The sequence below is a fragment of the Acidovorax sp. GW821-FHT10E03 genome (genome assembly GCF_059415205.1).
Genome location: NZ_JBWKMU010000004.1, coordinates 125,573 through 151,312 on the forward strand (window position 1 = coordinate 125,573; position 25,740 = coordinate 151,312).

Here is a 25,740-nt window from a genome sequence, read left to right on the forward strand (position 1 = left end):
CCGCTGGTCCAGATGGGGGCCGGGGACCGCGCTTCAAGCGGTACGCCCTCGGGCGTGGCGGGCCGCTGCAGCCCCCGCGCCCGCCGCCCATGGCCGCGATTTCATCGCGCTATGGTAGGTGCAAACCTGTGGCGCGGCCTTATCACACAAGCCTTGACGGGAATTAGGGAGCGGGTGCAGCGCGCGGCGGACGGAACACCTGGGCGTCGGCATAGAAGCCCGGCACCTCATTCGCCCGCCACCAGCCGGGCACGCCCAGTACCGGCAGGGGGGTGAAAGGCTTGGCGTCCCAGGTGGGAGATTGCACCCGCCGCGCGAGCCAGGCATCCAAATTCGCTATGGATTCAATAGCTTCAGACGCTGGATAGACATGCGCCACCATGGGTTTTCGGGGTGCCACCAGCTTCTCCAGCAACGCATGGCCGAACAGCACCAGCCGGGCTTCGCGCCACAGCGGGCGCAGGTCGACGAACAGGCGCTGCCAGTCGCGCGCCCGGAGCGCATCCCACAGTGCGTCGGGCGCCTGCAGCAGCGCGCCGTTTTCATCGAACACCGTGAGCGCATCGCGCAGCGGCCCGCGCACCGCCTGCACGCCGTCGGCGGCGATGGCCTGGGCCTGCAGTTCGTTCAGGCGGCGCTTGGTGAGCGGGAAATGCAGCCACACCAGGCCGTTGAAGAAGTCGTGCAGGTTGTCGCGCGTGGGCACGCGGCGGGTGTCCCAGATGTACTGCTCGTAGGCCACGCCCTCGGGCAGCGCGGCCTGCGGCGCGAACAGCATGGGCACCGCGCCGGGCGCCGCGGACTGCAATGCCTCGTGCACCGCGCCGCCGCCCTGCACCTGCCGCGCGATGGGCTGGCCCAGGCCGCGCCACGGCGCCAGCCAGGGAGCGCTCCAGTCGATGGCGTCGAAGAAGAGGCTTACACCAGCCGCCACGGAAGCGCTTCACCGGAGCGCAGGGGCTTGAGGTTGGCCTCGCCGAAGACGAAGCTCTCGGGCGGCGTCCAGGATTCGCGGCGCAGGGTGATGGTGCCGGTGTTGCGCGGCAGGCTGTAGAAGTCGGGGCCGTGGAAGCTGGCAAAGCCTTCGAGCTTGTCGAGCGCACCGGCGTTGTCGAACGCCTCGGCGTACATCTCCATGGCGGCATGCGCGGTGTAGCAGCCTGCGCAGCCGGTGGCGTGCTCCTTGAGGTGCGCGGGGTGCGGCGCGCTGTCGGTGCCCAGGAAGAACTTGGCCGAGCCGCTGGTGGCCGCTTGCACCAGGGCCACGCGGTGCGTCTCGCGCTTGAGCACGGGCAGGCAGTAGTAGTGCGGGCGCACGCCGCCGACGAAGATCGCGTTGCGGTTGTACAGAAGGTGGTGCGCCGTGATGGTCGCCGCGGTGAAGCGGTCGGACGCCTGCACGTAGTCGGCCGCGTCCTTGGTGGTGATGTGCTCGAAGACGATCTTGAGCTCGGGGAAGTCGCGGCGCAGCGGGATGAGCTGCTGGTCGATGAAGACGGCCTCGCGGTCGAACAGGTCGATGTCGCTGCTCGTGACTTCCCCGTGCACCAGCAGCAGCATGCCGGCCTTCTGCATGGCCTCGAGCGTCTTGTAGGTCTTGCGGATGTCGGTCACGCCCGCGTCGCTGTTGGTGGTGGCGCCCGCGGGATAGAGCTTGCAGGCCACCACGCCCGCATCCTTGGCGCGCACGATCTCGTCGGCGGGCAGGTTGTCGGTGAGGTACAGCGTCATCAGCGGCTCGAACTGCACGCCGGCGGGCACGGCGGCCAGGATGCGCTGCTTGTAGGCCAGGGCCTGCTCGGCCGTGGTCACGGGCGGGCGCAGGTTGGGCATGATGATCGCGCGGCCGAACTGCGCGGCCGTGTGCGGCACCACGGTGGAAAGCGGCTCGCCGTCGCGCACATGCAGGTGCCAGTCGTCGGGCCGGGTGATGGTGAGGGAGTCGATGGGGGGGTGGAGGGCGGCGGTCATGGGCAGCATTGTCCCATCGGCTTTGGAACTATCAATTTGATAGCTGCCGGCGCTTGAAAAACAAGGGCCAGCAGCGAAAAACAATCACGAACAGCAGGCCAGCATGGCGTCATTCGGCCGTGATGCCCGCCTTGCGCACCACCTCGCCGAATTTCACGAGGCGCTCGGACATCATCTTCTCGAAGGCGGCGGGCGCCATCTCCTCGGGGGCGATCACGCCGCGCTCCTTGAGGTTGGCCAGCATCGCGGGCGAAGTGGCGACCTGGCGCACGGCCTTGTACAGCGTCTGCACGATGGCATCGGGCGTGCCGCCGGGGGCCGCCAGGCCTGTCCACGAGGTGAGATTGAGCTCCGGATAGCCCACCTCGGCCATGGTGGGCACATCGGGCAGCTGGGCCAGCCGCTGGTCGGCCGCCACGGCCAGGGCACGCACCTTGCCGGCCTGCACGTGCGGCAGCATGATCACCAGGTTGTCGAGGATGAACTGCACTTCGTTGGCCAGCACGGCCGTGATCAGCGGCGTGCCGCCACGGTAGGGAATGTGGGTGGTGAAGGCGCCGGTGGCGGCCTTGAACATCTCGACGTTGAGCTGGCCCATGCTGCCCACGCCGCCGCTGCCGTAGTTGAGCTTGCCGGGGTTCTTCTTGGCGTAGGCCACGAACTCGGCGAACGTCTTGAACGGCAGGCTGCTGTGCACCACCAGCGCGTTGGGCTGGCGGCCCAGGATGGCGATGTTCTCGAAATCCTTGACCGGGTCGTAGCCCACCTTGGGCTGGGTGAGCGGGTTGGCCAGGTGGCTGCTTTGCGACGACACGACCAGCGTGTAGCCGTCGGGCTTGGCGCGCGCCACGTACAACGCGCCCACCGAGCCGCCCGCGCCCGCGCGGTTTTCCACGATGATGGGCACGCCCAGCACGCGCGAGAGCGGCTCGGAATACTGGCGGGCCATGATGTCCACCGACCCGCCGGGCGGGAACGGCACCACCAGGGTGATGGGGCGCGAGGGGAATTTCTCGTCCGCCTGGGCTGCTACCGGCGCCAGGCCCGCAAGGCCCAGCCCCAGGCCGGCGGAAAGAACATGGCGGCGGTTGGGTTGTGTGGAATGCATGGGGTCTTCTCTCGAAAAGGAATGGGGGGGATCAGGGATGGTCCAGGATGGCCAGCGCCACGGCCTGGGCGCGCGGCACGAAGGTGGACAGCTCGCAGTACTCGCGCTCGGTGTGCGGGTGGCCGCCCACGGGGCCGGTGCCGCACAGCGTGGGCGCGCCCACGGAGGCGGTGAGGCCGCTGTCGGCCGCGCCCCCGGTGAATTCGCCCTGCACCTCGAAGCCCAACGACTGGGCGCCGCGCTGGTACAGCGCCAGCAGCGCGTCGGGCGTGGGCTTCATGGGCAGCGTGCGGCGCGATTCGGTGATGCGGCCTTTGGTGCGCGGCACGGATTCCTCCTCCACGATGGCGCGCACCCTGGCGAGCAGTTCCTCGGGGTCGGTGTCCGAGGTGAAGCGCAGGTCCACCGCGGCCTTGGCGTGCGGCGCCACCATGTTGGGCACGATGCCGCCCTGCACCACGCCCACGTTGGCGGTGGTGCCCGTGGCGGGGTCGGTGAGTGCGTGCAGCGCCAGCGTCTTGCGGGCCAGGGCCTCGATGGCGCTCGCGCCCGCCGCGTGGTTGATGCCGGCGTGGGCGGCGACGCCCTCCACCTCGAACTCCACCACCATCGAGCCCTTGCGGCTCGTCACCAGGTTGCCGCTGACGCGTCCCGGCTCGGCATTGAGCACCGCCTTGACGCCGCGCGCCTGGGCCATGATGCGCTCGCGCGTGGCGGGCGAGCCGATCTCCTCGTCGCACGAGAAGAACAGCTGCAGCGGCCCCTGGAGCCCGCCGCAGCGCGCGAAGGCCTCGGCCACGAACACGTTCATCACCAGGCCGGATTTCATGTCAGCCACGCCCGGGCCGTAGGCACGGCCATCCTCCACGCGGAAGGGGCGCCGCGCCACGGTGCCCGCGGGGAACACGGTGTCCATGTGGCCCATGAGCACGATGGGCGGGCCGTCGGTGGCGCCAGGAACGTGGGCATGCAGCAGCACGCCGTAACCCGGTACGGGCTCGAACCGCACGGCCACGCTGGCGGCCTCTAGCCGCTCGCGCAGGGCGGTGGCCACGGCCGTCACCCCCGCCTCGTCGCGGCTGCCGCTGTCGATGTTCACAACTTTCTGCAACAGGTCTTGCATGGCCTGCGACTGGCCAGCGAGCCAGTCCAGGATGCGCCGGCGCACCTGGGAGCCGCTTGCTTCAAGGGTATCCTGCATCTGTGTCCTTAGGTCCTGCCCCTGAACGCGGGGCGAAAATTGGTCCGAAGTGTTGCACGCGCTGCCTCTGTTTGCAATACATTTTTCATAAAAGAGACATTCATGAAATCATCATTGCAAGAATCCGCCGGCCTGCTGACCGAGCGCCTGGCCCGCCAGGGCGCCGAACTCACGACCACCGAGCGCGCGCTGGCGGAGGCGCTGGGGCGCGACTACCCGCACGCGCTGCTGGAGTCCGCCACGGCGCTGGCGGCGCGCAACGGCACGAGCGCATCGACGGTGGTGAGGCTGTTCGCCAAGCTGGGCTATGAAAGCTATGCCCAGGCGCAGCGCGAGGCGCGCGGCGAAGTCACGGCGCTGCTGCAAACGGCCGGCCAGCGCGCACCGGTGACCATCGGCACGGAGCGCAGCCTGCAGCAGTGCCTGGACGATGCGCTGCTGCACGACCAGCACAACATCGCCGCCACGCGCGACGGCCTGGACATGGCGGCCTTTGAGGCCATCGCCCGGCGCATCGCCCAGGCGCGGGGCCGCCTGTTCGTGCTAGCCCAGATCAACAGCGCGCCCGTGGCCGCGTGGCTGGCACTGCACCTGAACATGTGCCGCCCCGGGGTGCATGAGCTGGGCGTGGGCGCCGTGGCGACCACCGACCAGCTGCTGTGGGTGCAGCCCGAGGACACGCTGCTGGTCTTCAGCATCCGCCGCTATGCGAGCGGCCCGGTGAAGGTGGCCCAGCGCTTTCGCGACGCGGGCGCACAGGTGCTGGCCATCACCGACAGCGCGGCCGCACCGCTGGCGCGGCTGGCCCAGCACCGGCTTCAGGTGCGCACCTCCAACGCATCACCGTTCGACTCGTACACCGCGGCCTTCTTCCTGTGCAACGCCCTGGTGTCGGCCGTGGCCCAGCTGCGCCACAAGGCCGTGTCCGAGGCCCTGAAGCATCGCGACGACCTGTGGACGGATTTTGAGTCGCAGCTCATCGTGGAGGGTAGCCCGCCGGCCGGCCGGCGGGGCAAGCGTTAGCCTGGGCTCCTTGGCATTGCATGCGCCCATAAAAAAAGCGCTCCGAAGAGCGCTTTTTGCTTTTAATCCTGAACACCTGCACGCCACTCGCTGCATGAAACTGGCGCGGCCCAAGCCAGTGCCACCGGGGAACTGGCTTTGCCAGGCCACCGGTGGCGTCCCCCTGGGGGAAGGCGCCGCAGGCGACTCAGGGGGAGCCATCAGTGCTGCAGGATCTTGTTGAGGAAGTCCTTGGTGCGCGGCTGGCGGGCGTCGGGGTTGTTGAAGAAGTCGTCCTTGGAGCAGTCTTCCAGGATCTTGCCGCCCACGTCCATGAAGATCACGCGGTTGCTGACCTTGCGGGCGAAGCCCATTTCGTGGGTCACGCACATCATGGTCATGCCTTCGTTGGCCAGGCCCACCATCACGTCCAGCACCTCACCGACCATTTCGGGGTCGAGCGCGGACGTGGGTTCGTCGAACAGCATCACGATGGGGTCCATCGACAGCGCACGGGCAATCGCCACGCGCTGCTGCTGGCCGCCCGAGAGCTGGCCCGGAAACTTGTCCTTGTGCGCCATCAGGCCCACGCGTTCGAGCATCTTCAGGCCACGCTTCCTGGCGTCGTCCGCGCTGCGGCCCAGCACCTTGATCTGCGCGATCGTCAGGTTCTCCGTCACCGACAGGTGGGGGAACAGCTCGAAATGCTGGAACACCATGCCCACGCGGCTGCGCAGCTTGGGCAGGTCGGTCTTGGGATCGTGCAGGCGGATGCCGTCCACGGTGATCTCGCCCTTCTGGAAGGGCTCCAGCGCGTTGATGGTCTTGATCAGCGTGGATTTGCCCGAGCCCGAGGGCCCGCACACCACCACCACTTCACCCTTGTTGATGGTGGCCGAGCATTCGTTGAGCACCTGCACGGGGCCATACCACTTGGATACGTTCTTGAGTTCGATCATTTCTTTCTCCAATCTCTTCTCTCGTCACTTGTTCAGGGCGCTGCGCATGAGACCGATCCGGCCCCATGCGAGGACGCCGTGGAACTGGCTTTGCCAGGCCACTGGCGTCGTCCCTCTCGGGGGAAGGCGCCGAAGGCGACTCAGGGGGCTACCGAATAATTGCGATCTTCTGGTGCAGGCGCTTGACCATCCAGGACAGCGCGTAGCACATCACAAAGTACAGGACGGCGGCCGCCAGGTAGGCCTCGATGGGCCGGCCGAAGTTCTTGCCTGCCACTTCGAAGCCCTTGAGCATGTCGTAGGCGCCGATGGCGTAGACCAGCGACGTGTCCTGGAACAGGATGATGGTCTGCGTGAGCAGCACCGGCAGCATGTTGCGGAACGCCTGCGGCAGCACCACCAGCTTCATGTTCTGGCCATACGTCATGCCCAGCGCCTGGCCGGCATGCACCTGTCCGCGCGGAATGGACTGGATGCCGGCGCGCATGATCTCGCTGAAATAGGCGGCCTCGAACGCGATGAAGGTCACCACGGCCGACACTTCCGCGCCGATGGGCCGCCCGATGATGGCGGGCACCAGCAGGAAGAACCACAGGATCACCATCACCAGCGGAATGCTGCGCATGCCGTTGACGTAGATGGTGGCGGGCACGTCGAGCCATTTCTTGCCCGACAGGCGCATGAGCGCGAGCACGGTGCCGAAGATCACCCCGCCAATGGTGGCCACGAAGGTGAGCAGCAGGCTGAAGTACAGCCCCTTGAGCACGAAATTGGAGATGAGATCCCAGTTGTAGAAGGAGAAGTCGAGATTCATATCAATGACCTCCGCCTGCGCTGCTGGCCACGACCATGCCCGGGATGCGCACGCGCTTCTCGATGAACGCCATGATCCGGTTGATGGCAAAGGCCGAGATGATGTAGAGCGCCGTCACGGCCAGGTACACCTCGATGCCGCGCGAGGTTTCTTCCTGCGCCTGCATGGCGAACATGGTGAGTTCGGCCACCGACACGGCAAACGCCACCGACGAGTTCTTGAAGATGTTCATCGTCTCGCTGGTCAGCGGCGGGATGATGATGCGAAACGCCATGGGCAGCAGCACATAGCGGTAGGTCTGGAACGTGGTGAACCCCACCGCCAGGCCGGCATAGCGCTGGCCGCGTGGCAGCGTCTGGATGCCCGAACGCACCTGCTCGGCGATACGCGCCGAGGTGAAGAAGCCCAGGGCCAGCACGACCAGTGCAAACCCCGGAACGCCCTTGAGCACCGGGAACAGGCTCGGCAGGACGTGGTACCAGAGGAAGATCTGGACCAGCAGCGGAATATTGCGGAATAGCTCGACCCAGGCATTGCCCAGCCGAACGATCACCGGCCGGTCCTGCAGAGTGCGCAGCGTGCCGATGAAAGAGCCCAAAACAAGTGCCAGCACAAGTGCCAGCAGAGAAACAGACACCGTCCAGCCCCAGGCAGACAGCATCCAGTCCAGGTACGTGATGTCGCCGCCCTTGCCAAAGCAGCTTTGCACGACTTCCCGGTCCATGGTGTCCTGGCAGAACACCTGCCAATCCCAACTCATAGGAGCACCCCTTTAATTCTTGGTGTTGCGTTGGCCGCTACCGCTCGCGAGCCCAACAAAAAAGCCCCTTCAAACCGGCTGGCCGAAGGGGCACAAGCGCTCAGAAGATCACTTCTTTGCGTAGTCTTCCATGGGCTTGTCGTTAGGCGATGCCCAGGCGGCCTTGGTGGCATCGGAGATCGGCAGGCCGATCTTGGTGTTGGTCGGCGGCACGGGCTGCATGAACCACTTGTCGTACAGCTTGGCCAGCGAACCGTCCGCGATCTGGCGCTTGATGGAGTCGTCCACGGCCTTCTTGAAGGCTGCATCGTCCTTGCGCAGCATGCAGGCGATGGGCTCCACGCTCAGGACTTCACCGACGATCTTGTAGTCGGCGGGGTTCTTGGACTTGGAGATGTTGGCCGCCAGGATGGAGGCGTCCATCACGAAAGCGTCAGCGCGGCCCGTTTCCAGCATCAGGAAGCTGTCAGCGTGGTCCTTGCCGAAGACTTCCTTGAAGTCGATGCCGCCAGCGCGCTCGTGCTTGCGCAGGGTCTGCACCGACGTGGTGCCCGTGGTGGTGGCGATGGTCTTGCCGTTCAAGTCCTTGATCGACGTGATGCCCGAGCTGGACTTCACGGCGGTGCGCACTTCTTCCACATAGGTGGTCACGGCAAACGCCACGTCCTTCTGGCGCGCAGCGTTGTTGGTGGTGGAGCCGCACTCCAGGTCCACGGTGCCGTTGGTCACCAGGGGGATGCGGTTTTGCGAGGTGACGGGCTGGTACTTGACGTCCAGCTTGGGCAGGCCCAGCTGCTTCTGGATGTCGGCCAGGACGACTTCGCCCATTTCGGTGTGGAAGCCCACGAACTTGCCGTTGCCCAGGGTGTAGGAAAGACCCGAAGACTCGCGCACACCCAGCGTCACGCTGCCCGAGGCCTTGATCTTGGCCAGGGTGTCGGTGGCCTGAGCGAAAGCGCTACCTGCAGCCAGGGCGGTCACGGCAACCGCGAGCAAATGCTTCTTCATTGGTATCTCCTTGTGTGTGAAGCGAAAAAAGGGATGGATTCTAGAGATTCGACCCTGCCGGGGGTACCGGCAGACCGCATTCTCCAAAAATGGAAACCTCGACCAGGGATATTAGTCAGAACGGGACCTGGTCGGTAGGGTATTTCCAGAAGTCCCGCAACAAGTAGCTGACCGGAAGGTTCAGCACCGTGTTGTTCGGGGGGATGGGCTTGTTGAACCATTTGTCATAGATCGGGTAGATGTCGCGGCTGGTGATCAGGCGGCGCATCTCCTCGTCGATGAGCTTCTTGAACTCGGGGTCGTTCCTGGGCAGCATGATGGCCAGGGGCTCGGTGGTCATGAAGCGGCCCACCACCTTGAGCGCCTTGGGGTCGGGCCGCCCGGCCGCCAGGCCGTACAGCAGCACGTCGTCCATCACGAAGGCGTCGGCCTCGCCCTTTTCCACCATTTCGACGGCCTTGGCATGGTCGGGCGCCTCCACGATGGTGATGCCCATCAGGCGTTCGCGGTTGGCCTGGTCGGCCGCCTTCAGCGGCGTCGTGCCCTTGGTGGACACCAGTTTCTTGCCGTTGAGGTCTTCCACGCGGTCGATGGGGCTGGCGGACTTCACCAGCAGGCGCGCGCCGGTAATGAAGTGTGGGATCGTGAAGGCCACTTTCTGGCGCCGCTCGGCGTTGTTGGTGGTGGAGCCGCACTCCATGTCGGCCTTGCCCTGCTCGATCACCGCGATGCGGTTGGCCGGCGTGACCGCCACGAACTCGACCTCCATGTCCTTCTTGCCGGTCTTCTTGCGCACCACCTCGGCCAGGCGCAGGCACAGATCCATCGCGTAGCCCACCGGCTTGCCGGACTGGGTGTCGATGTACGAGAAAGGCACTGACGATTCCCGGTGGGCGATCACCAGCTTGCCGCCGGCGCCGATGCGCTCGAGCACCGAGGCCTGCGCAGAAGTCGCAAAAGCGCTGCACAGGGCGGCAAGGCCCCAGGCAATTCCCCAATGCTGAACGTTCATACGGTGTCTCGGTGAGTGGATGGATCGGATTTGCAATGTTCGTGCCACCGTGGGGCCTTCAGAGGGCGCGCGCTGCGGTAACCGACCCGTCGATGGCGCAGACTGTACGTGTCGTTACCGTGAAATTCCAATGCCGTTTGCGCGCGCAACTATGCAAAGTGTTTATATCCGTATTTACCCTTAGCATGACCCTGCCTGGGATTGCAGGTAAGTCCACAGGGCCTGCGCCGTGCCCTTGGGGGCTTCCTTGCCCGCGGGCTTTTCGCGGTAGGCGCGCACGTCCATGGTCATCTGCAGTCCTTCGGTATCGGGCGGCGCCGCACTGACCAGGCGGCGCGAGCGCAGCTCCTTCTTCACCGCGCTGTGCGGCAGGAAGGCCACGCCATGGCCCTCGAGCGCCATGGCCTTGAGGCCCTCGGCCATGTCCGTCTCGTACACCCGCTCCAGATGGATGGGCGTGCCGGACTCCTTGAGGATCAGCTCCGTCACGCGCCCCAGGTAGGCACCGGGCGCGTAACCCAGGTAGGGCAGCGGCTGCCCGGCGCGGCCCGGCAGGCGGTGCAGCGGCTGGCCTTCCGCGTCGGCCTTGCTGTAAGGGGAGAGCACCTCCTGCCCCAGGCTCACCATCTCGTAGCGGTCGGCATCGAGCTGGAACGGCTGCGAAGGGTGGTGGTAGGCGATCAGCAGGTCGCAGCCGCCCTCCACCAGCCGCATCACGGCGTCGTGCACGTTCAGGGCGATGAGGCGGCTCTTGAACGGGCCGAACTTGTCGTGCAGGCTGGACACCCAGGCGGGGAAGAAGGTGAACGCGAGCGTGTGCGGCACCGCGAACTCGATCATGTCCTTGCCGGCGCTGGTGTGCGCGCGCAGCATGGCGCGCGTGTTCTGCAGTGCCTGCAGCATTTCCAGCGCCTGGTCGTACAGGGTCTTGCCGGCGGGCGTGAGGCGGGTGGGGTAGGAGCTCCGGTCCACCAGATCGGTGCCCGCCCAGGCTTCCAGGGCCTGGATGCGCCGGGAGAAGGCGGGCTGCGTCACGTGGCGTAACTGGGCGGAGCGGCTGAAGCTGCGCGTTTCCGCAAGACTGACAAAATCCTCTAGCCACTTGGTTTCCATGGGCGCATTATCCGCGCGCGCCCGCGGACGTGCTTCGTAAAGATATGAGGGTTTTCACAGCCCGCCCCAGGCGCACCAATGGTGTGCATGCATAGCAACCATCGCATAATAGAAAGCAGCGCTTACCGCGCTTTTTTTGCGCTCGGGGCGGGATTCGCCCCAGCCCCCGGTGCACAACACCGCCGGGCAGGGCGGCCGGCATTCGCATATGTTTGTTCCCCTCCACCCCTGCTCCCATGTCCTCCTCTCCCCCCCCCGGGCCCGCGGCCGATGCATCGCCCGGCGCTGCCAGCCCCGACGCCGAGCCCCGCTCGCTGCGCCTTGAAGACTGGCTCACCGTCCTCGTGATGGCGGCGCTCGCGCTCATCACGTTCGCCAATGTCCTGGTGCGCTATTTCACCAACTCCTCCTTCGCCTGGACGGAGGAAATCTCCGTGTTCCTGATGATCGTGCTGGCCCTGGTGGCGGGCTCCGCCGCCGTGGCGCGCGACCAGCACATCCGCATCGAGTATTTCGCCGAAGGCGGCTCTGCCCTGCGCAGCAGGCGCCTGGCGCAGCTGGGAGCCATCACCGTGGCCCTGCTGTTCGGGCTGATCGCGGTGCTGAGCGTGCGCGTGGTGTGGGACGACTACCGCTTCGGCGAGACCTCGCCCGGCATCGGCGTGCCGCAGTGGTGGTATTCGATCTGGCTGCCCGTGCTGTCCACGCTGATCGCGGCGCGGGCCGTCGGCCTGCTGGTGCGGCGCACGCGCGCGGCGCCCGGGGCCACCGATGAATCCGCCGAGGACGCCCGGCCATGATCGCCACGCTCCTGTTCGTGGCCTTCCTGGGCCTGATGTTCGTGGGCGTGCCCATCGGCGCCGCGCTGGGGCTGGCGGGTGCCGCCGCCATCGCGCTGGCCAATGCCGACAGCCAGTGGTTCGGCCTGCTGGCCGTGCCGCAGAATTTCTACGCCGGGTTGGGCAAGTACCCGCTGCTGGCCATCCCCATGTTCGTGCTGGTCGGCTCCATCTTCGACCGCTCGGGCGTGGCGCTGCGCCTGGTCAACTTCGCCGTGGCCATCGTCGGGCGCGGCCCGGGCATGCTGCCGCTGGTGGCGATCGCCGTGGCCATGTTCCTCGGGGGCATCTCGGGCTCGGGCCCGGCCAACGCCGCCGCCGTGGGCGGCGTGATGATCGCCGCCATGTCGCGCGCGGGCTACCCGCCCTCGTTCTCGGCCAGCGTGGTGGGCGCGGCAGCGGCCACGGACATCCTGATCCCGCCCTCGGTCGCGTTCATCATCTACTCGGTGCTGGTGCCCGGCGCCTCGGTGCCGGCGCTGTTCGCCGCCGGCATGATCCCCGGCATCCTGGCAGGCATCGCGCTGATCGTGCCGGCCGTGTGGATGGCCCGCAAGCACAAGATGGGAGCACTGGAAGCCACCATGCCCCGCCCTCCGTTCTGGAAGAGCCTGCGCGAGGCCACCTGGGGCCTGGCCGCGCCGGTGCTGATCCTGGGCGGCATGCGCGCCGGCTGGTTCACACCCACCGAGGCCGCCGTGGTGGCGGTGTTCTACGGCCTGTTCGTGGGCATGGTGATCCACCGCACGATCAAGGTGCGCGACCTGTTCCCCATCCTGCGCGAATCGGGCGAGCTGTCGGCCGTGATCCTCATCGTGGTGTCGCTCGCGGGCATCTTTGCGTATTCGCTGTCCACGCTGGGCGTGATCGACCCGGTGGCCAACGCCATCGTGAACTCCGGCCTGGGCGAGTACGGCGTGCTGGCGCTGCTCATCGTGCTGCTCATCACCGTGGGCATGTTCCTCGACGGCATCTCGATCTTCCTGATCTTCGTGCCGCTGCTGCTGCCCATCATGCAGTTCTACAAATGGGACCCTGTCTGGTTCGGCGTGATCCTGACCCTGAAGGTGGCCCTGGGCCAGTTCACACCGCCGCTGGCCGTGAACCTCATGGTCTCGTGCCGCATCGCCGGCGTGCGCATGGAATCCACCGTGCGCTGGGTGGGCTGGATGCTGTTCGCCATGTTCCTCGTGATGGTGCTCGTGATCGCCTTCCCGCAACTGGCCCTGTGGCTGCCCGCCAAACTCGGTTATTGATTCACACATTGACCCCTGATTTCTACAAGGAGACTGAAACAATGAAACTGCGCACTTTCCTCACTTCCGCCGTCGCCACTGCGGCCGCCCTCGCCTTCACCGCCCCCGCCGCCATTGCCCAGACGGCCTACAAGAGCGAGTACCGCATGTCGCTGGTGCTGGGCACCGCCTTCCCCTGGGGCAAGGGCGGCGAACTCTGGGCCAACAAGGTCCGCGAGCGCACCAGCGGCCGCATCAACATCAAGCTGTACCCCGGCGTCTCGCTGATCCAGGGCGACCAGACGCGCGAGTTCAGCGCGCTGCGCCAGGGCGTGATCGACATGGCCGTGGGCTCCACCATCAACTGGTCGCCCCAGGTCAAGCAGCTCAACCTGTTCTCGCTGCCCTTCCTGTTCCCCGACTACGCGGCTGTGGACGCGGTGACGCAGGGCGACGTGGGCAAGCAGATCTTCCAGACCCTGGACAAGGCGGGCGTGATGCCCCTGGCCTGGGGCGAGAACGGCTACCGCGAGATCTCCAATTCCAAGAAGGCGATCAAGACCCCCGAGGACCTGAAGGGCCTGAAGATCCGCGTGGTGGGCTCGCCCCTGTTCCTGGACACCTTCACCGCGCTGGGCGCCAACCCCACCCAGATGAGCTGGGCCGATGCACAGCCCGCGTTTGCCAGCGGCGCCGTGGACGGCCAGGAGAACCCGATTGCCGTGTACATGGCAGCCAAGCTGCACACCGTGGCGCAAAAGCACGTGACGATGTGGGGCTACGTGAACGACCCGCTGATCTTCGTGGTCAACAAGGACATCTGGGCGTCCTGGACACCCGCCGACCGTGAGATCGTCAAGCAGGCCGCCATCGATGCCGGCAAGGAAGAGATCGCCATTGCCCGCAAGGGCATGGTCGAGGCCGACAAGCCCCTGCTCAAGGACATCGCCGCCAATGGCGTGACCGTCACGCAGCTCTCCACCGCCGAGCGCGATGCCTTCGTGAAGGCCACGCGCCCCGTGTACGAAAAGTGGAAGGGCCAGATCGGCGCCGACCTGGTGGGCTCGGCCGAGAAGGCGATCGCCGCGCGCAAGAAGTGAGCAATGCCATCACCGGCGCACGGAAGTAAGCCGGTGCGTGCAGCATGAAAAAGCCCCGCCCTGGCGGGGCTTTTTCATGGGCGTCCCGTCACTGCCAAATGGAGAGCACCCGGCATGCAACACCGGTGCAGGCGCCCCCGTTCACTCCAGGTTTTCTGGTGCGGGGTGCTTGACGGCGTTCTTGCGCAGCTTGTGCTCCACCGCTTCGGCCAGGTCCACGCCCGCATGGTCGGCCAGCTGCAGCAGGTACAGCAGCACATCGGCCACTTCATCGGCGATGGGCTCCTTGAACGCCGGGTCGTCGCGCACCAACCGCGACTGCTCGGGCGTCATCCACTGGAAGATCTCGGCCAGCTCGGCCGCCTCCACCATCAGCGCCATGGCCAGGTTCTTGGGGGTGTGGAACGGCTGCCACTGCCGTTCGGCCGCAAACACACGCAGCCGGGCCTGCAGCGCATTCAAATCGACGGACATGAGTCGCTCCTGATGGAATAGCTGCCAGCGCTTGTCCAGCAAGCGCCAGCAGCCGATATCACTATTGAACCTTCTGTCACACCACCGTGACGGGCGCCTCGCCCGCCAGGTGGCGCCGGGCGTTTTCCATGAACCGGTCCACCGAGGCCTGCACCGCCTCGGGCGACCAGCCCGCCACGTGGGGCGTGAGCACCACGTTGTCCAGGTCCAGCAGCTCGGCCGGGGGCGCGGGCTCGCTTTCGTACACATCGAGGCCCGCCGCCGCGATGCGGCCTTCGCGCAGCGCGGCGGCCAGGGCGGCCGTGTCGATCACGCTGCCGCGCGCGATGTTGACCACCACGCCGCGTGCGCCCAGGGCATCCAGCACAGCGGCATTGACGAGGTGCCTGGTACCTGCACCACCCGGCGTGGCGACCACGAGGAAGTCCGCCCATCCGGCCAGCGCCGCCACGTCTGCGAAGTAGCGGTAGGGCACATCGGTGCGCACGCTGCGGTTGTGGTAGCCCACCTCGATCTCGAAGCCCAGCGCGCGCTGCGCGATCTTCTTGCCGATGGTGCCCAGCCCGATGATGCCCAGGCGCTTGTGCGACACGTTGGGCGGCAGCGGCAGCGCCGTGCGCCAGATGCCCGCACGCGTGGCCTTGTCCAGCGCCAGGATGCGGCGCTGCGCCGCGATCAGCAGGCCCCAGGTGTGGTCGGCCACGCAGTCGTCGTTGGTGCCCGCGCCCGTGGCCACCACGATGCCGCGCGCCTTGGCGTGCGCAACGGCCACGTTCTCATAGCCTGCGCCCAGCACGCAGATGAGGGTGAGCGCGGGCAATGCGTCGATCTGCGCGGGGCTCAGGCCCACGGCACCGATGGTGAGCACCACGCGCACGCGCCCGCCATGCTGCGCAATGGCAGCCGCGGCCTGGGGCGCGTCGGGGGCGTAGACCACCTCGAAGGTCTGAGCCATCTGGGCGATGTGCTCTTCGGACAGGAACATGAGGGCAAGCAGGACAGGCTTCATGGGTCAATGCAATGTCAATGGAAAAAAACTGCGAGAACAAGAGCCGTGCGGCGTGCATCGTCTCCTTGCGCGCAGAGCGTACAAAACCGGCGCGGCCCGCGCGAGAGGCACCCGGCAAGGGCCGCCCCCGTGGCAGAGGTGCCGCCCCTCAGGGGGAAAGCGCCGCAGGCGACTCGGGGGGGCTTTCCTGTTGCAAGGACCACATGCCCGCGTAGCGGCCTCCCAGGGCCAGCAGCTGGGCATGCGTGCCGCGCTCGATGATGCGTCCCGCGTCCATGACCAGGATCTCGTGCGCTTCCACCACCGTGGAGAGGCGGTGGGCGATCACCAGGGTGGTCTTGTTCTGCGAGACGTTCTGCAGCTCGGCCTGGATCGCGCGCTCGTTGGCCGAGTCCAGCGCCGAGGTCGCCTCGTCGAAGATCAGGATGGGCGGGTTCTTGAGCAGGGTGCGCGCAATGGCCACGCGCTGCTTCTCGCCGCCCGAGAGCTTGAGCCCGCGCTCGCCCACCATGGTGCCGTAGCCCTTGGGGGTGCTGGCGATGAAGTCGTGGATGCGGGCGGAGCGCGCGGCCGCTTCCACCTCGGCCTGGCTGGCGCCGGGGCGGCCGTAGGCGATGTTGTAGGCCACCGTGTCGTTGAACAGCACCGTGTCCTGCGGCACGATGCCGATCGCCTGGCGCACGCTGGCCTGCGTCACGGCGCGGATTTCCTGCCCGGCGATGGTGATGCGGCCCTGCTGGATGTCGTAGAAGCGGAACAGCAGCCGCGCCAGCGTGCTCTTGCCCGAGCCCGAGGGCCCGACCACCGCCACCGTCTTGCCCGCGGGGATCTCGAAGCTGATGCCCTGCAGGATGGGGCGGCCGCTGCCAAGGTCGCCGCCCTTGCGCACCTCGTAGGCGAAATGCACGTCCTCGAAGCGCACGGCGGGCTGGTCCAGCCCGGCCAGGGGCAATGCGCCGGGGCGGTCGGCCACCTCGCGCTCCTTGTCCATCAGCGTGAACATCTTGTCCAGGTCGGTCAGGCTCTGCTTGATCTCGCGGTAGATCACGCCCAGGAAGTTGAGCGGGATGTACAGCTGGATCATGAAGGCATTGACCATGACGAGGTCGCCCAGCGTCATGCGGCCATCGACCACGCCCTGCGTGGCGCGCCAGAGCATGGCCACCAGCCCGGCGGCGATGATGAGCTGCTGCCCCGTGTTGAGCAGGGACAGCGTCGTCTGGCTCTTGAGCCGCGCGCGGCGCAGGCGCTCCAGGCTTTCGTCGTAGCGGCGGGCCTCGAAGCCTTCGTTGTTGAAGTACTTGACCGTCTCGTAGTTGAGCAGCGAATCCACGGCCTTGGTGTGCGCGGCCGAATCGAACTCGTTGGCCTCGCGCCGGAACTGGGTGCGCCACTCGGTCACCAGCACCGTGAAGACGATGTAGAACGCCAGCGCCGCCAGCGTGATCCAGGCAAACCAGGCGTCGAACTTCACGGCCAGCACGGACAGCACCAGCACCACCTCGACCAGCGTGGCCACCACGTTGAACAGCGTGAAGGAGATCAGCGACTCGATGCCGCGCACGCCGCGTTCGATGTCGCGCGTCATGCCGCCGGTCTGCCGCTCCAGGTGAAAGCGCAGGCTCAGGGCATGCAGGTGCTCGAAGGTCTGCAGCGCGATGGAGCGCGCCGCCCCCTGCGTGGCCTTGGCGAACACCAGTTCGCGCAGCTCGGTGAACAGCGACGTGGACAGCCGCAGCGCGCCGTAGGCCACCAGCAGCCCCACGGGCACCACCAGCAGCGCCGCCGGGTCTCCGGGCTTGAAGCTCATCGCATCGACCAGCGTCTTGAGCAGAAGGGGCACGCCCACGTTGGCCACCTTGGCGCCCACCATGAACACGATGGCGGCGATCACGCGCCACTTGTACTGCCACAGGTAGGGCAGCAGGCGGTTCAGGGTGCTCCAGTCGGACTGTGCAGGCGGTGCAATGATGGCGGTGGCGGAAGGGGCGGTTTCGCCGTGGTGGCGCATGGGGGACAATTCCAGTTGTTGTTTTTACCGACCCGGCTGATGCCCAGGTGGTTTTTTGCAGGGCGCGAGCCTGTGATGAAACCCCTGGTTCCCCAAGGATTGGCTCAGCCCCAACCGAGATTGTGCCCATGTCTGCCGTTTTCAGCCCGCCCCCCGCCGCATTGCCCTCCGACAAGGAACTGGTGCTCAAGGTGATCCCCATGCCCGCCGACACCAATGGCAACGGCGACATCTTCGGGGGCTGGGTGATGGCACAGGTCGACCTCGCCGGCTCGGTGCTGCCCGCGCGCTACATGCAGGGCCGCATGGCCACCGTGGCAGTGAACGAGTTCATCTTCAAGCAGCCCGTGCGCGTGGGCGACATCCTGTCGTTCTTCTCGTCCATCACGCGCGTGGGCAACACCTCGGTCACCGTGGAGGTGGAGGTGTATGCCGAGCGTTTTGCCGAGCAGGGCCGGTACGTGAAGGTGACGGAGGCGCGGCTCACCTACGTGGCCATCGACGAGCAGGGACGCCCGCGCCCCGTGCCCAAGCTGGCGCCGAATCCGTCGTAGGGGAGAAACGGCCCCGCACGGCCCGGCCTTTGCGCAGGCTTTCCGGGAAGGCCCGGACCGGCATGCGGCCTAGGGCTGCCCGAGCCCCACCAGCCGCATCAGCGTGCCCCGCGCCACCTGCTGGCGCGCGCCAGGCGACAGCTGGGCCAGGAAGCCCTGCACGCTCGCGTACTTCATGTCGTCGCTCGCGGCCGAGCGGTGGCTCGCATCCGTTCCCACCAGAAAGCGCCCGGGCTGCTCCTCGATGAGCGCCAGCCACTCGGGCCAGACGCGCGTGCCATCGCGCAGGATGGTGTAGTCCGGCGAGCGGGGATGGTGCGGCCAGGTGCGCGCACTCAGTTCGTAGTAGAGGTTGGGATGCCGCTCCAGCATGCGCCGCGCCAGGAACAGCGGCGTATAGCCCCCGTGCGCCCAGATCACGGGCACATCCGGGAACCGCTGCAAGAGCTGTGAAAGCTCCGCCATGCGCGTGCCTTCGACATGCACCATCACCGGCACCTTGTGCTTGCGGGCCAGCTCCAGGATGCCCGCCATCATCGGGCCGGCCACGCCGAAGTCCGTCTCCGCGAAGCCGGCCGAGGGAAAGTGCGCCACCGAGATCTCGCCGATGCCCTTGTAGAGGCCGGTCGCCAGCATGGCGTCGAGCTGTGTGAGCAGCTCGACGCCGTTGTGCTCCCAGTGCGGCCGGTACGCCGTGCGTTCGGGCGATATCGAGGCGAACGGAATCAGCACGCCGGGGTGCTGGCGCGCGGCCTCGGCCACGGACTCATTGCTGCTGCGCCCGCCCCAGAACACCACCGCGTGGCTGGCCCCCCAGCGCGCCATGAGCTCCAGCTGCATCGGCAGGCTGTTGAGGTGCACATGGGCATCCACGAAGGGCGTGAGGACGCCGGCCGGTGTGGGTGCCTGCGCGGGGCCGGGCGCGGCATCGCGCTGCACCGGCTGCCGCGTGGCGCGCCGCACGGGCTCGGACGGCTCGGCCTGCGGCCAGGCGTTGAGCGCAGCCAGGGCAAGGCACGTGGCAAATAGAACTCGTGTCATGGTGGCAATGGCGCGAAGAAAGCGCGCCCGGAGTGCAGGACGACGTGGAAATTCTACAAAGCCATTCCCATGCTGCCTTCTCCGCGCCCGCGCCCCACCACCACCGGCGCGCCGGACGGCACTAGGCACCCGTGAGGGCTCCAGCCAGGCCGGGCTGCCGCGGGTGCCTGAATGCCCTGGTTTATCTGTGTGCCGCGATGCGGATCAGGCCGCCATCGCCGTGGGCTCGGCCCGCAGCGGTGCAGACGCCGTGCGCTGCGCGCCGGACGACGACGCGCCGCTGGCAAAGCCCGCCTCGATCTCGCCCGCGAGCTGCCCGCCCTCCTCCACCACCAGCTTGCCGTAGCGGATCTTGCCGTTGACCTTGCCGGTGCTGTAGATCACGAGCTTCTGGCGCACGGTGAGCGTGCCGTTGAACTCGCCATGGATTTCGGCGATGTCGATCTCGGCCGAGCCGCGGAAGGCGCCGTTTTCAGAGATCTGGATGACGCGCGAATCCATGGTGGCCTCGACCGTGCCTTCGACCACGAGCGTGTCGCAATCGGTGATCTCCACGCCCTTGAGCTTGATGTTGGGGCCCACCGTGAGCTTGCTGCCCGAGGAGTCGCTGGAAGACCGGTTGGCGGCGGTGCCGGCCACGGACTGCGCCGTGGCCGCGCTGCTGGCCGCCGTGCCACTCAGGCTGGAGGCGGCAGATGAGGATGATGAAGTGGTGGCGCCATGGCGGGGTTGGAACGACTCAGGTTCACGCTTGCCAAAGAAGGGGTTTTGCACGGCCATCAGATCTCCTTGAAAAGAAGTCATCGTAGGTTTGGGGCCCTGTGAAAGATGCCTTCGTTACGCAAGAACGGTAACCAAACGGTTCGTCCGTAGCATGCGCTTGCAAGGCTTGCGGGATCACACATCCACGCGATGGGGGCGCGGCAGCGGCCGTGACCTCGCCCCCGTGTCCGAAGAGGGGTGCGCGCGCAGCGCGTTGGCGGTGAAGCCGCCCCGCAGCGAAGGCGCCGTCCCCGCCCGCGCCGCACAGCGGCCTAGCCGCTCAGGGCGCTACGACACGATGTACGCCGCGGCCCCCGCCGACATGATCTCCCCGTCCGGGCCGAGGAATTCCATGCGCGTGCTGGCCACGCGCGAGCCCAGTCGCAGCACGTTGGCGCGCAGCTCGAAGTGGCTGCCGATGCCGGGGCGCAGGTAGTCGATGCGCAGGTCGATGGTGCCCAGCTTGGCAAAGCGGTGCAGGCGCTGCTCGGGCGCCTCGTCCATGTGCTTGGCGCCGATGGCCGCCATCACGGCCAGCCCGCCCATGGCGTCCAGCCCCGCGCTGATCACGCCGCCGTGGATGCGGTTGTACGCATAGTGGCCCACCAGGTCCGGCTTCATGTCGATGCGGCCCACCACGCCATCGGGCTTGAGGGAGGTGATCTTGAGGCCCAGCACCTGGTTGAACACGATCTTCTCTTCAAAGATGGCCTTGAGCCCGGCAATGAAGTCGGGCTCGAAGGCTTGCGGGGGCGGTGTGGTGGATTTGCTCATGGGTTTCCTGGGGGAGTGCGCGCGGGCAGCTCGGGCCCACGAACGTCATTTGCTATATTTTATATAGCGCACTGCGCTTTCACGATAAGCGCTGGCGGCCATTTTCACTCAAAACTCACCATGGCGTCCCTGCCCGTCGGCGAACCGCGCCGCTCCCCGCAGGGCGTCGGCCAGGCACGCCCGCCCCCCCGCCCACTCGCGCAGCAGAGCCTCCTGCAGCGGCAGCCCTTCGGCCGCGAGCGCGCTGGCCCGGTCGGCGCGCAGCGTGGCCTGAGGGAATGCAGCGATCTCCCGCGCCAGCGCGAGCGACGCCTGCAGCGCCTGCCCCGAGGGCACCACGCGATTGCACAGCCCCATGCGCAAGGCCTCCGCCGACCCGACCTTGCGGCCGGTGAGGATGAGGTCCAGCGCGTGCGACAGGCCCACCAGGCGGGGCAGGCGCACGGTTCCGCCGTCGATCAGCGGCACGCCGAAGCGGCGGCAAAAGACACCGAAGTACGCGTCCTCCTCCATCACGCGCAGGTCGCACCACAGCGCCAGCTCCATGCCACCGGCCACGGCCGCGCCGCTGACTGCGGCGATCACCGGCTTGGTGAGGTGCAACCGGCTGGGGCCCATCGGCCCCAGCGGCAGCGGGGTGTCGGCCGTGAAATCGAGCGATCCGGCCAGCGCCTCGGGCGCCACGCCCTGCGCCTGCAGCCGCGCCCCCGACTGCAGGTCCCAGCCCGCGCAGAAATGCCCGCCAGCGCCATGGAACACCGCCACGTCGGCCGCGCCGTCCTGCTCGAACGCCAGGAACGCGGCGTGGAGCGCTCGCGCGGTCGCCGCGTCCACGGCATTGCGCACGTCGGGGCGGTGCAGTGTCACCAGCGTGACACGGTCCTCGGTCTCTATCTGTACGGACATGGCGTTCTCTCAGAGGGTGTTGCGCGCCTTCCCCGGCCCTGCCGGAGGGCGCCCCGGGGTGCGCCTATCGGACGCAACCCTTATTGCGCCCCGCCGCGCACTGCGTCAATATGCGCCGGGACCGATCAGGGTTAGCCCCGAGTGCGGGATGCGTCCGGCACAGGCACCATTATTTATGCAAAGCAATCGCTTTGTAAAAATATTCTGGAGCGCCAGGGTGCAATTCTTGCAACTGTTGATCAGCGGTATCTCCCAGGGGTGCATCTACGGCCTGATAGCGCTGGGCTTCGTGCTCATCTACAAGGCCACGGAGACCGTGAGCTTCGCCCAGGGCGAGCTGATGATGCTGGGCGCGTTCTGCGGCCTGGCGCTCATGACGGTGCTGGGCTTTCCCTTCTGGGTGGCGGTGCTCGCCAGCATCCTGGCCATGGGCCTTTTCGGCGTGGTGCTCGAACGCGCGGTGATCCGCCCCATCCTCGGCCAGCCCGCGTTCTCCATCGTCATGCTCACCATCGGCATCGGCTACGTGCTGCGCGGGCTGGTCACCATGATTCCCAACATCGGCACCGACACGCACACGCTGCCCGTGCCCTACAAGGACCTGTCGTTCCGCCTGGGCGCGCTGGTGCTCAACGCCGAGCAGCTGGTGGTGATCGGCGCCACGGCCGCACTGTGCGTGCTGCTGTTCGCGATGTTCCGCTACAGCAAGCTGGGCATCGCGATGCAGGCCTCGTCGCAGAACCAGCTGGCCGCGTACTACATGGGCATCCCCGTGCAGCGGCTCAACGGCCTGGCCTGGGGCCTGGCCGCCGCCGTGGCCGCCGTGGCGGGGCTGCTGCTGGCGCCCATCACCTTCGTGCACGCCAACATGGGACTGATCGGGCTGAAGGCGTTTCCCGCCGCCGTAGTGGGCGGCTTTGGCAGCCTGCCGGGCGCCATCGTGGGAGGGTTGGTCATCGGGATCGTCGAATCGCTCTCGGGTTTTTATCTGCCCGACGGCTTCAAGGACACGGCGGCGTACATCGTGGTGCTGATCATGTTGATGGTCAAACCGAATGGGCTGTTCGGCGAAAAGCTGCGCAAGAAGGTGTGACCCCATGAGATTCATCTTCAAGACCAGCTACGAACAAGACCTGCGCCTCGCCAAACATGGCGGGCATGTCTTCTGGTACAGCCTGCTGGCCGTAGGGCTGGTCGCAGCACCCTGGGTGGCGCCCGAGTACTGGCTCGCGCAGCTCACTTTCGTGCTGATTTACGCCATCGTGGGCCTGGGGCTCATGCTGCTGGCCGGGTTCACGGGGTTGTTCTCGCTCGGACATGCGGCCTTCCTCGGCGTGGGGGCGTACACCCAGGCGGTGCTCACGGGCATGGGCTGGCCGTTCGCGCTGTCGCTGGCCTGCGCGGCGGGGCTGTCGGCCGCCGTGGGCGTGGTGGTGGGGCTGCCCGCGCTGCGCGTGAAGGGCATCTACCTGGGCATGGCCACGCTGTCGTTCGGCTTCATCGTCGAGGAGGTGTTCGCGCGGTGGGAGTCGGTCACCGGGGGCAACTCCGGCAAGCACCTGGTGCCGCCCGAGATCTGGGGCTTCAAGTTCGAATCCACCGAGTCCTTCTACTTCCTGTGCCTCGTGATCGCCGTGGTCAGCACCCTGGCCATCCTGAACCTGCTGCGCTCGCCCACGGGCCGGGCCTTCGTGGCGATCCGTGATTCGGAGATCTCCGCGCAGAGCATGGGCATCCACCTCGCGCGCTACAAGACGCTGTCGTTCTCGATCTCGGCGGCCCTGGCCGGCATCGGTGGCGCGCTGTATGCGCACAAGCTGCAGTTCATCTCGCCGGACCAATTCAACATCCTGCAGTCCATCGACCTGCTGCTGATGATCGTGATCGGCGGCCTGGGCTCGGTGCACGGCGCGTTCCTGGGCGCGATCTTCCTGATCTCGATGCCCCAGCTGATCTCGCTGAGCAAGGACTGGCTGCCCGCCGCCGTGGGCCAGGCGCCGGGCCTGCAGGCGGTGGTCTATGGCGCGGTCCTGATCGCCTTCGTGCTGTTCGAGCCCATGGGGCTGTACGGCCGCTGGCTCAAGGTGCGCACCTGGCTGCAGATGTTCCCGTTCTACCGCAAGGGCCTGTTCAAGCGGCAGAAGTCCTTCCAGAAGTCGGACAGGCTGAGATGAAGCACCCCCTGAGTCGCTTCGCGCCTTCCCCCTCTCTCGACCCGCTGTGCGATTCGGGAGGGGAACGCCCCCAGCGCGGTGGGGCGGCCCTTGCGCGGGGGCACTGGCCTCGGTCACGCCAGTCGCAAAGGCAGCGAGCGGCATTCAGCGCAATGGACCAGTGAAATGATCCCAATTGCTGTACCCATGACTGACGACATCTTGCTCAGCGCCCAGAACCTCAGCGTGCGCTTTGGCGGCGTGCTGGCGGTCAACAACGTGAGCTTCGACGTGCGCCGGGGCGAGGTGTTCACCCTCATCGGCCCCAACGGCGCGGGCAAGACCACGGTGTTCAACCTCATCAGCCGCATCTACACGCCCACCACCGGCACCATCGCCTACGCGGGCCCGGGCGGCGCGATGCTGCCGCTCACCGACCAGCCGCCGCACAAGGTGGCGGGCCTGGGGATAGCGCGCACCTTCCAGAACATCGAGCTCTTCGAGCACGCGAGCGTGCTGCACAACCTGCTGATCGGCCGCCACACGCGGCGCGAGACCGGCCTGTGGGCCGACATGCTGTTCACCCGCAAGGTGCGCGACGCCGAGGTGCGAGCCCGCGAGAAGGCCGAGCAGGTCATCGACTTTCTCGACCTGCAGCATTACCGCGACACGCTGGTGGCCGGCCTGCCCTACGGCGTTCGCAAGGTGGTGGAGCTGGCCCGCGCGCTGTGCACCGAGCCGCAGCTGCTGCTGCTCGACGAACCCTCGTCGGGCCTGAACGTGGAGGAGACCGACGACATGGCCTTCTGGATCCAGGACATCCAGCACGAGCTGGGCATCACCGTGCTGATGGTGGAGCACGACATGTCACTGGTCTCCAAGGTGTCCGACCGCGTGCTGGCGATGAACCAGGGCGAGGTCGTGGCCATGGGCACGCCGCGCGAGGTGCAGTCGCACCCCGGCGTGATCGAGGCCTACCTGGGCACCATCGACGATGTGAGCAACCTGCGCCGCCCGACGGGTTCCCACCTGGGGGTCCGGGCATGAGCGCCGCGCCGGGCCGCCCCCAGCAAGCTCGCACCGCAGTGCGCAGCACGGAGGTTTCCGAATGAGCGCCGTACTTGCCGCCGTCAACACACCAGCCGCCGCGGCGGCCGACCAACCTCTGCTGCGCCTGCAGAATGTGGAAAGCGCCTACGGCCCCATCAAGGCCATCCGCGGCGTGAGCCTGCAGGTGCGGCGCGGCGAGATCGCTGCCGTGCTGGGCAGCAACGGCGCGGGCAAGACCACCATCCTGAAGACCATCAGCGGCATCATCGACCCGCGCAAGGGCTCCATCGAATTCCAGGGCGCCGACATCACCGCCAACGACCCGGCGGCCATCGTGCGCCGGGGCCTCATGCATGTGCCCGAGGGGCGCGAGGTGTTCGCGCTGCTGTCGGTGCGCGACAACCTGCTCATGGGCGCCTACACCCGCGGCGACGCCGACGCGGTGGCGCGCGACATCGAAACCGTGTACGGCTACTTCCCCATCCTGAAGGAACGCGCCGCGCAGGACGCGGGCCTGCTCTCGGGCGGGCAGCAGCAGATGCTGGCCATCTCGCGCGCGCTCATGGCCAACCCCGAACTCATCCTGCTCGACGAGCCCAGCCTGGGCCTGTCCCCGAAGCTCACCAAGGAGATCTTCGAGATCGTGGTGCGCATCAACCGCGAGCGCGGCACCACCATCCTGCTGGTCGAGCAGAACGCCAACATGGCGCTCAACGCATCGGACTACGGCTACGTGCTGGAGAACGGCCGCATCGTGATGGAGGACAGCTGCGAGCGCCTGCGCGAGAAGGACGACATCAAGGAGTTCTACCTGGGCATGAAGGATGTCGGCGTGCGGGGTGAGCGGCGGTGGAAGAAGAAAAAGACTTGGCGGTGAGGACTAC

General features: G+C 67.0%; 26 protein-coding genes. 9 read left to right on the forward strand and 17 right to left on the reverse strand.

Going from position 1 to position 25,740, the window contains the following annotated elements:
• Window positions 1-163 precede the first annotated feature (163 nt).
• The 4 genes from AC07OD_RS08625 to AC07OD_RS08640 form a co-directional block, all read right to left on the reverse strand.
• Window positions 164-934, reverse strand: coding sequence for a DUF3025 domain-containing protein (locus AC07OD_RS08625; RefSeq protein WP_494596152.1), 771 nt, complete (start codon window positions 932-934; stop codon window positions 164-166).
• Window positions 919-1,971: a dihydroorotase gene (pyrC, locus tag AC07OD_RS08630; RefSeq protein WP_218340464.1), complete on the reverse strand. Its 1,053-nt coding sequence runs from the start codon at window positions 1,969-1,971 to the stop codon at window positions 919-921. Before pyrC ends, AC07OD_RS08625 begins: the two co-directional genes overlap by 16 nt.
• Before the next feature lie 109 nt (window positions 1,972-2,080).
• Window positions 2,081-3,079 (reverse strand): Bug family tripartite tricarboxylate transporter substrate binding protein, encoded by a 999-nt coding sequence (locus AC07OD_RS08635; RefSeq protein ID WP_218340465.1) that lies wholly within the window; start codon window positions 3,077-3,079, stop codon window positions 2,081-2,083.
• Between the two features lie 31 nt (window positions 3,080-3,110).
• A complete protein-coding gene (locus tag AC07OD_RS08640) occupies window positions 3,111-4,280 on the reverse strand; it encodes a M20 family metallopeptidase (RefSeq protein ID WP_494596155.1) in 1,170 nt (389 codons plus the stop codon).
• 102 nt (window positions 4,281-4,382) lie between these two features.
• Between AC07OD_RS08640 and AC07OD_RS08645 the strand changes: the two genes are divergently transcribed.
• Complete coding sequence (locus AC07OD_RS08645) at window positions 4,383-5,303, forward strand: MurR/RpiR family transcriptional regulator (protein ID WP_218293254.1); 921 nt, start codon at window positions 4,383-4,385, stop codon at window positions 5,301-5,303.
• Between the two features lie 200 nt (window positions 5,304-5,503).
• Here AC07OD_RS08645 and AC07OD_RS08650 read toward each other — a convergent pair whose 3' ends face one another.
• From AC07OD_RS08650 to AC07OD_RS08675, 6 genes are all read right to left on the reverse strand, one after another.
• A complete protein-coding gene (locus AC07OD_RS08650) occupies window positions 5,504-6,241 on the reverse strand; it encodes an amino acid ABC transporter ATP-binding protein (protein WP_494596158.1) in 738 nt (245 codons plus the stop codon).
• 148 nt (window positions 6,242-6,389) lie between these two features.
• The gene (locus AC07OD_RS08655; protein WP_218293252.1) at window positions 6,390-7,055 is read right to left on the reverse strand and encodes an amino acid ABC transporter permease; all 666 of its coding nucleotides are present in this window, start codon (window positions 7,053-7,055) and stop codon (window positions 6,390-6,392) included.
• A gap of 1 nt (window position 7,056) precedes the next feature.
• Window positions 7,057-7,815: an amino acid ABC transporter permease gene (locus tag AC07OD_RS08660; protein ID WP_218293251.1), complete on the reverse strand. Its 759-nt coding sequence runs from the start codon at window positions 7,813-7,815 to the stop codon at window positions 7,057-7,059.
• Between the two features lie 108 nt (window positions 7,816-7,923).
• Window positions 7,924-8,823 carry an amino acid ABC transporter substrate-binding protein gene (locus AC07OD_RS08665; protein WP_218293250.1) on the reverse strand — a complete coding sequence of 300 codons (900 nt, stop codon included), beginning with the start codon at window positions 8,821-8,823 and terminating at the stop codon, window positions 7,924-7,926.
• 115 nt (window positions 8,824-8,938) lie between these two features.
• A complete protein-coding gene (locus AC07OD_RS08670; RefSeq protein ID WP_218293249.1) occupies window positions 8,939-9,835 on the reverse strand; it encodes an amino acid ABC transporter substrate-binding protein in 897 nt (298 codons plus the stop codon).
• A gap of 180 nt (window positions 9,836-10,015) precedes the next feature.
• On the reverse strand, window positions 10,016-10,948 hold the full coding sequence (locus tag AC07OD_RS08675; RefSeq protein WP_218293248.1) for a LysR family transcriptional regulator: 933 nt from the start codon (window positions 10,946-10,948) through the stop codon (window positions 10,016-10,018).
• Window positions 10,949-11,184: 236 nt separating this feature from the next.
• On the opposite strand from AC07OD_RS08675, the gene AC07OD_RS08680 reads away from it, so the two are divergent.
• From AC07OD_RS08680 to AC07OD_RS08690, 3 genes are read left to right on the forward strand one after another with little or no spacing between them, the layout of a single operon-like run.
• Complete coding sequence (locus AC07OD_RS08680) at window positions 11,185-11,748, forward strand: TRAP transporter small permease (protein WP_369641399.1); 564 nt, start codon at window positions 11,185-11,187, stop codon at window positions 11,746-11,748.
• On the forward strand, window positions 11,745-13,043 hold the full coding sequence (locus AC07OD_RS08685; RefSeq protein WP_218293246.1) for a TRAP transporter large permease: 1,299 nt from the start codon (window positions 11,745-11,747) through the stop codon (window positions 13,041-13,043). Before AC07OD_RS08680 ends, AC07OD_RS08685 begins: the two co-directional genes overlap by 4 nt.
• Window positions 13,044-13,084: 41 nt before the next feature.
• Window positions 13,085-14,122 carry a DctP family TRAP transporter solute-binding subunit gene (locus AC07OD_RS08690; protein WP_218340469.1) on the forward strand — a complete coding sequence of 346 codons (1,038 nt, stop codon included), beginning with the start codon at window positions 13,085-13,087 and terminating at the stop codon, window positions 14,120-14,122.
• Window positions 14,123-14,263: 141 nt separating this feature from the next.
• On the opposite strand, the gene AC07OD_RS08695 is transcribed toward AC07OD_RS08690, so the two are convergent.
• The 3 genes from AC07OD_RS08695 to AC07OD_RS08705 form a co-directional block, all read right to left on the reverse strand.
• Window positions 14,264-14,596 (reverse strand): nucleotide pyrophosphohydrolase, encoded by a 333-nt coding sequence (locus AC07OD_RS08695; protein ID WP_492805587.1) that lies wholly within the window; start codon window positions 14,594-14,596, stop codon window positions 14,264-14,266.
• A 76-nt stretch (window positions 14,597-14,672) separates the two neighbouring features.
• Window positions 14,673-15,605: a 2-hydroxyacid dehydrogenase gene (locus tag AC07OD_RS08700; protein ID WP_492244319.1), complete on the reverse strand. Its 933-nt coding sequence runs from the start codon at window positions 15,603-15,605 to the stop codon at window positions 14,673-14,675.
• Window positions 15,606-15,753: 148 nt separating this feature from the next.
• Window positions 15,754-17,616, reverse strand: a complete 1,863-nt coding sequence (locus tag AC07OD_RS08705; RefSeq protein ID WP_494596164.1) for an ABCB family ABC transporter ATP-binding protein/permease — start codon at window positions 17,614-17,616, stop codon at window positions 15,754-15,756.
• Window positions 17,617-17,744: 128 nt separating this feature from the next.
• Here AC07OD_RS08705 and AC07OD_RS08710 point away from each other — a divergent pair, with 128 nt between their 5' ends.
• Window positions 17,745-18,170 (forward strand): acyl-CoA thioesterase, encoded by a 426-nt coding sequence (locus AC07OD_RS08710; RefSeq protein WP_218293241.1) that lies wholly within the window; start codon window positions 17,745-17,747, stop codon window positions 18,168-18,170.
• A gap of 69 nt (window positions 18,171-18,239) precedes the next feature.
• Here the strand turns inward: AC07OD_RS08710 and AC07OD_RS08715 are convergent, their stop codons facing one another.
• The 4 genes from AC07OD_RS08715 to AC07OD_RS08730 all read right to left on the reverse strand — a co-directional run bounded on the left by AC07OD_RS08715 (window position 18,240) and on the right by AC07OD_RS08730 (window position 21,653).
• A complete protein-coding gene (locus tag AC07OD_RS08715; RefSeq protein ID WP_494596166.1) occupies window positions 18,240-19,211 on the reverse strand; it encodes an amidohydrolase family protein in 972 nt (323 codons plus the stop codon).
• Window positions 19,212-19,415: 204 nt separating this feature from the next.
• Complete coding sequence (locus tag AC07OD_RS08720) at window positions 19,416-19,991, reverse strand: bactofilin family protein (RefSeq protein ID WP_218293239.1); 576 nt, start codon at window positions 19,989-19,991, stop codon at window positions 19,416-19,418.
• Between the two features lie 270 nt (window positions 19,992-20,261).
• Window positions 20,262-20,747, reverse strand: coding sequence for a thioesterase family protein (locus tag AC07OD_RS08725; protein WP_218293238.1), 486 nt, complete (start codon window positions 20,745-20,747; stop codon window positions 20,262-20,264).
• A gap of 108 nt (window positions 20,748-20,855) precedes the next feature.
• Window positions 20,856-21,653 (reverse strand): crotonase/enoyl-CoA hydratase family protein, encoded by a 798-nt coding sequence (locus AC07OD_RS08730; protein ID WP_494596169.1) that lies wholly within the window; start codon window positions 21,651-21,653, stop codon window positions 20,856-20,858.
• A gap of 217 nt (window positions 21,654-21,870) precedes the next feature.
• Here AC07OD_RS08730 and AC07OD_RS08735 point away from each other — a divergent pair, with 217 nt between their 5' ends.
• The 4 genes from AC07OD_RS08735 (at window position 21,871) to AC07OD_RS08750 (ending at window position 25,733) form a co-directional block, all read left to right on the forward strand.
• Window positions 21,871-22,746, forward strand: coding sequence for a branched-chain amino acid ABC transporter permease (locus tag AC07OD_RS08735; protein ID WP_218293236.1), 876 nt, complete (start codon window positions 21,871-21,873; stop codon window positions 22,744-22,746).
• Between the two features lie 4 nt (window positions 22,747-22,750).
• On the forward strand, window positions 22,751-23,827 hold the full coding sequence (locus tag AC07OD_RS08740; RefSeq protein ID WP_218293235.1) for a branched-chain amino acid ABC transporter permease: 1,077 nt from the start codon (window positions 22,751-22,753) through the stop codon (window positions 23,825-23,827).
• A 186-nt stretch (window positions 23,828-24,013) separates the two neighbouring features.
• Entirely contained in the window at window positions 24,014-24,853 is an 840-nt protein-coding gene (locus tag AC07OD_RS08745; protein ID WP_494596172.1) for an ABC transporter ATP-binding protein, read from the forward strand.
• 61 nt (window positions 24,854-24,914) lie between these two features.
• A complete protein-coding gene (locus tag AC07OD_RS08750; protein ID WP_218340477.1) occupies window positions 24,915-25,733 on the forward strand; it encodes an ABC transporter ATP-binding protein in 819 nt (272 codons plus the stop codon).
• The last annotated feature ends 7 nt before the right edge of the window (window positions 25,734-25,740 follow it).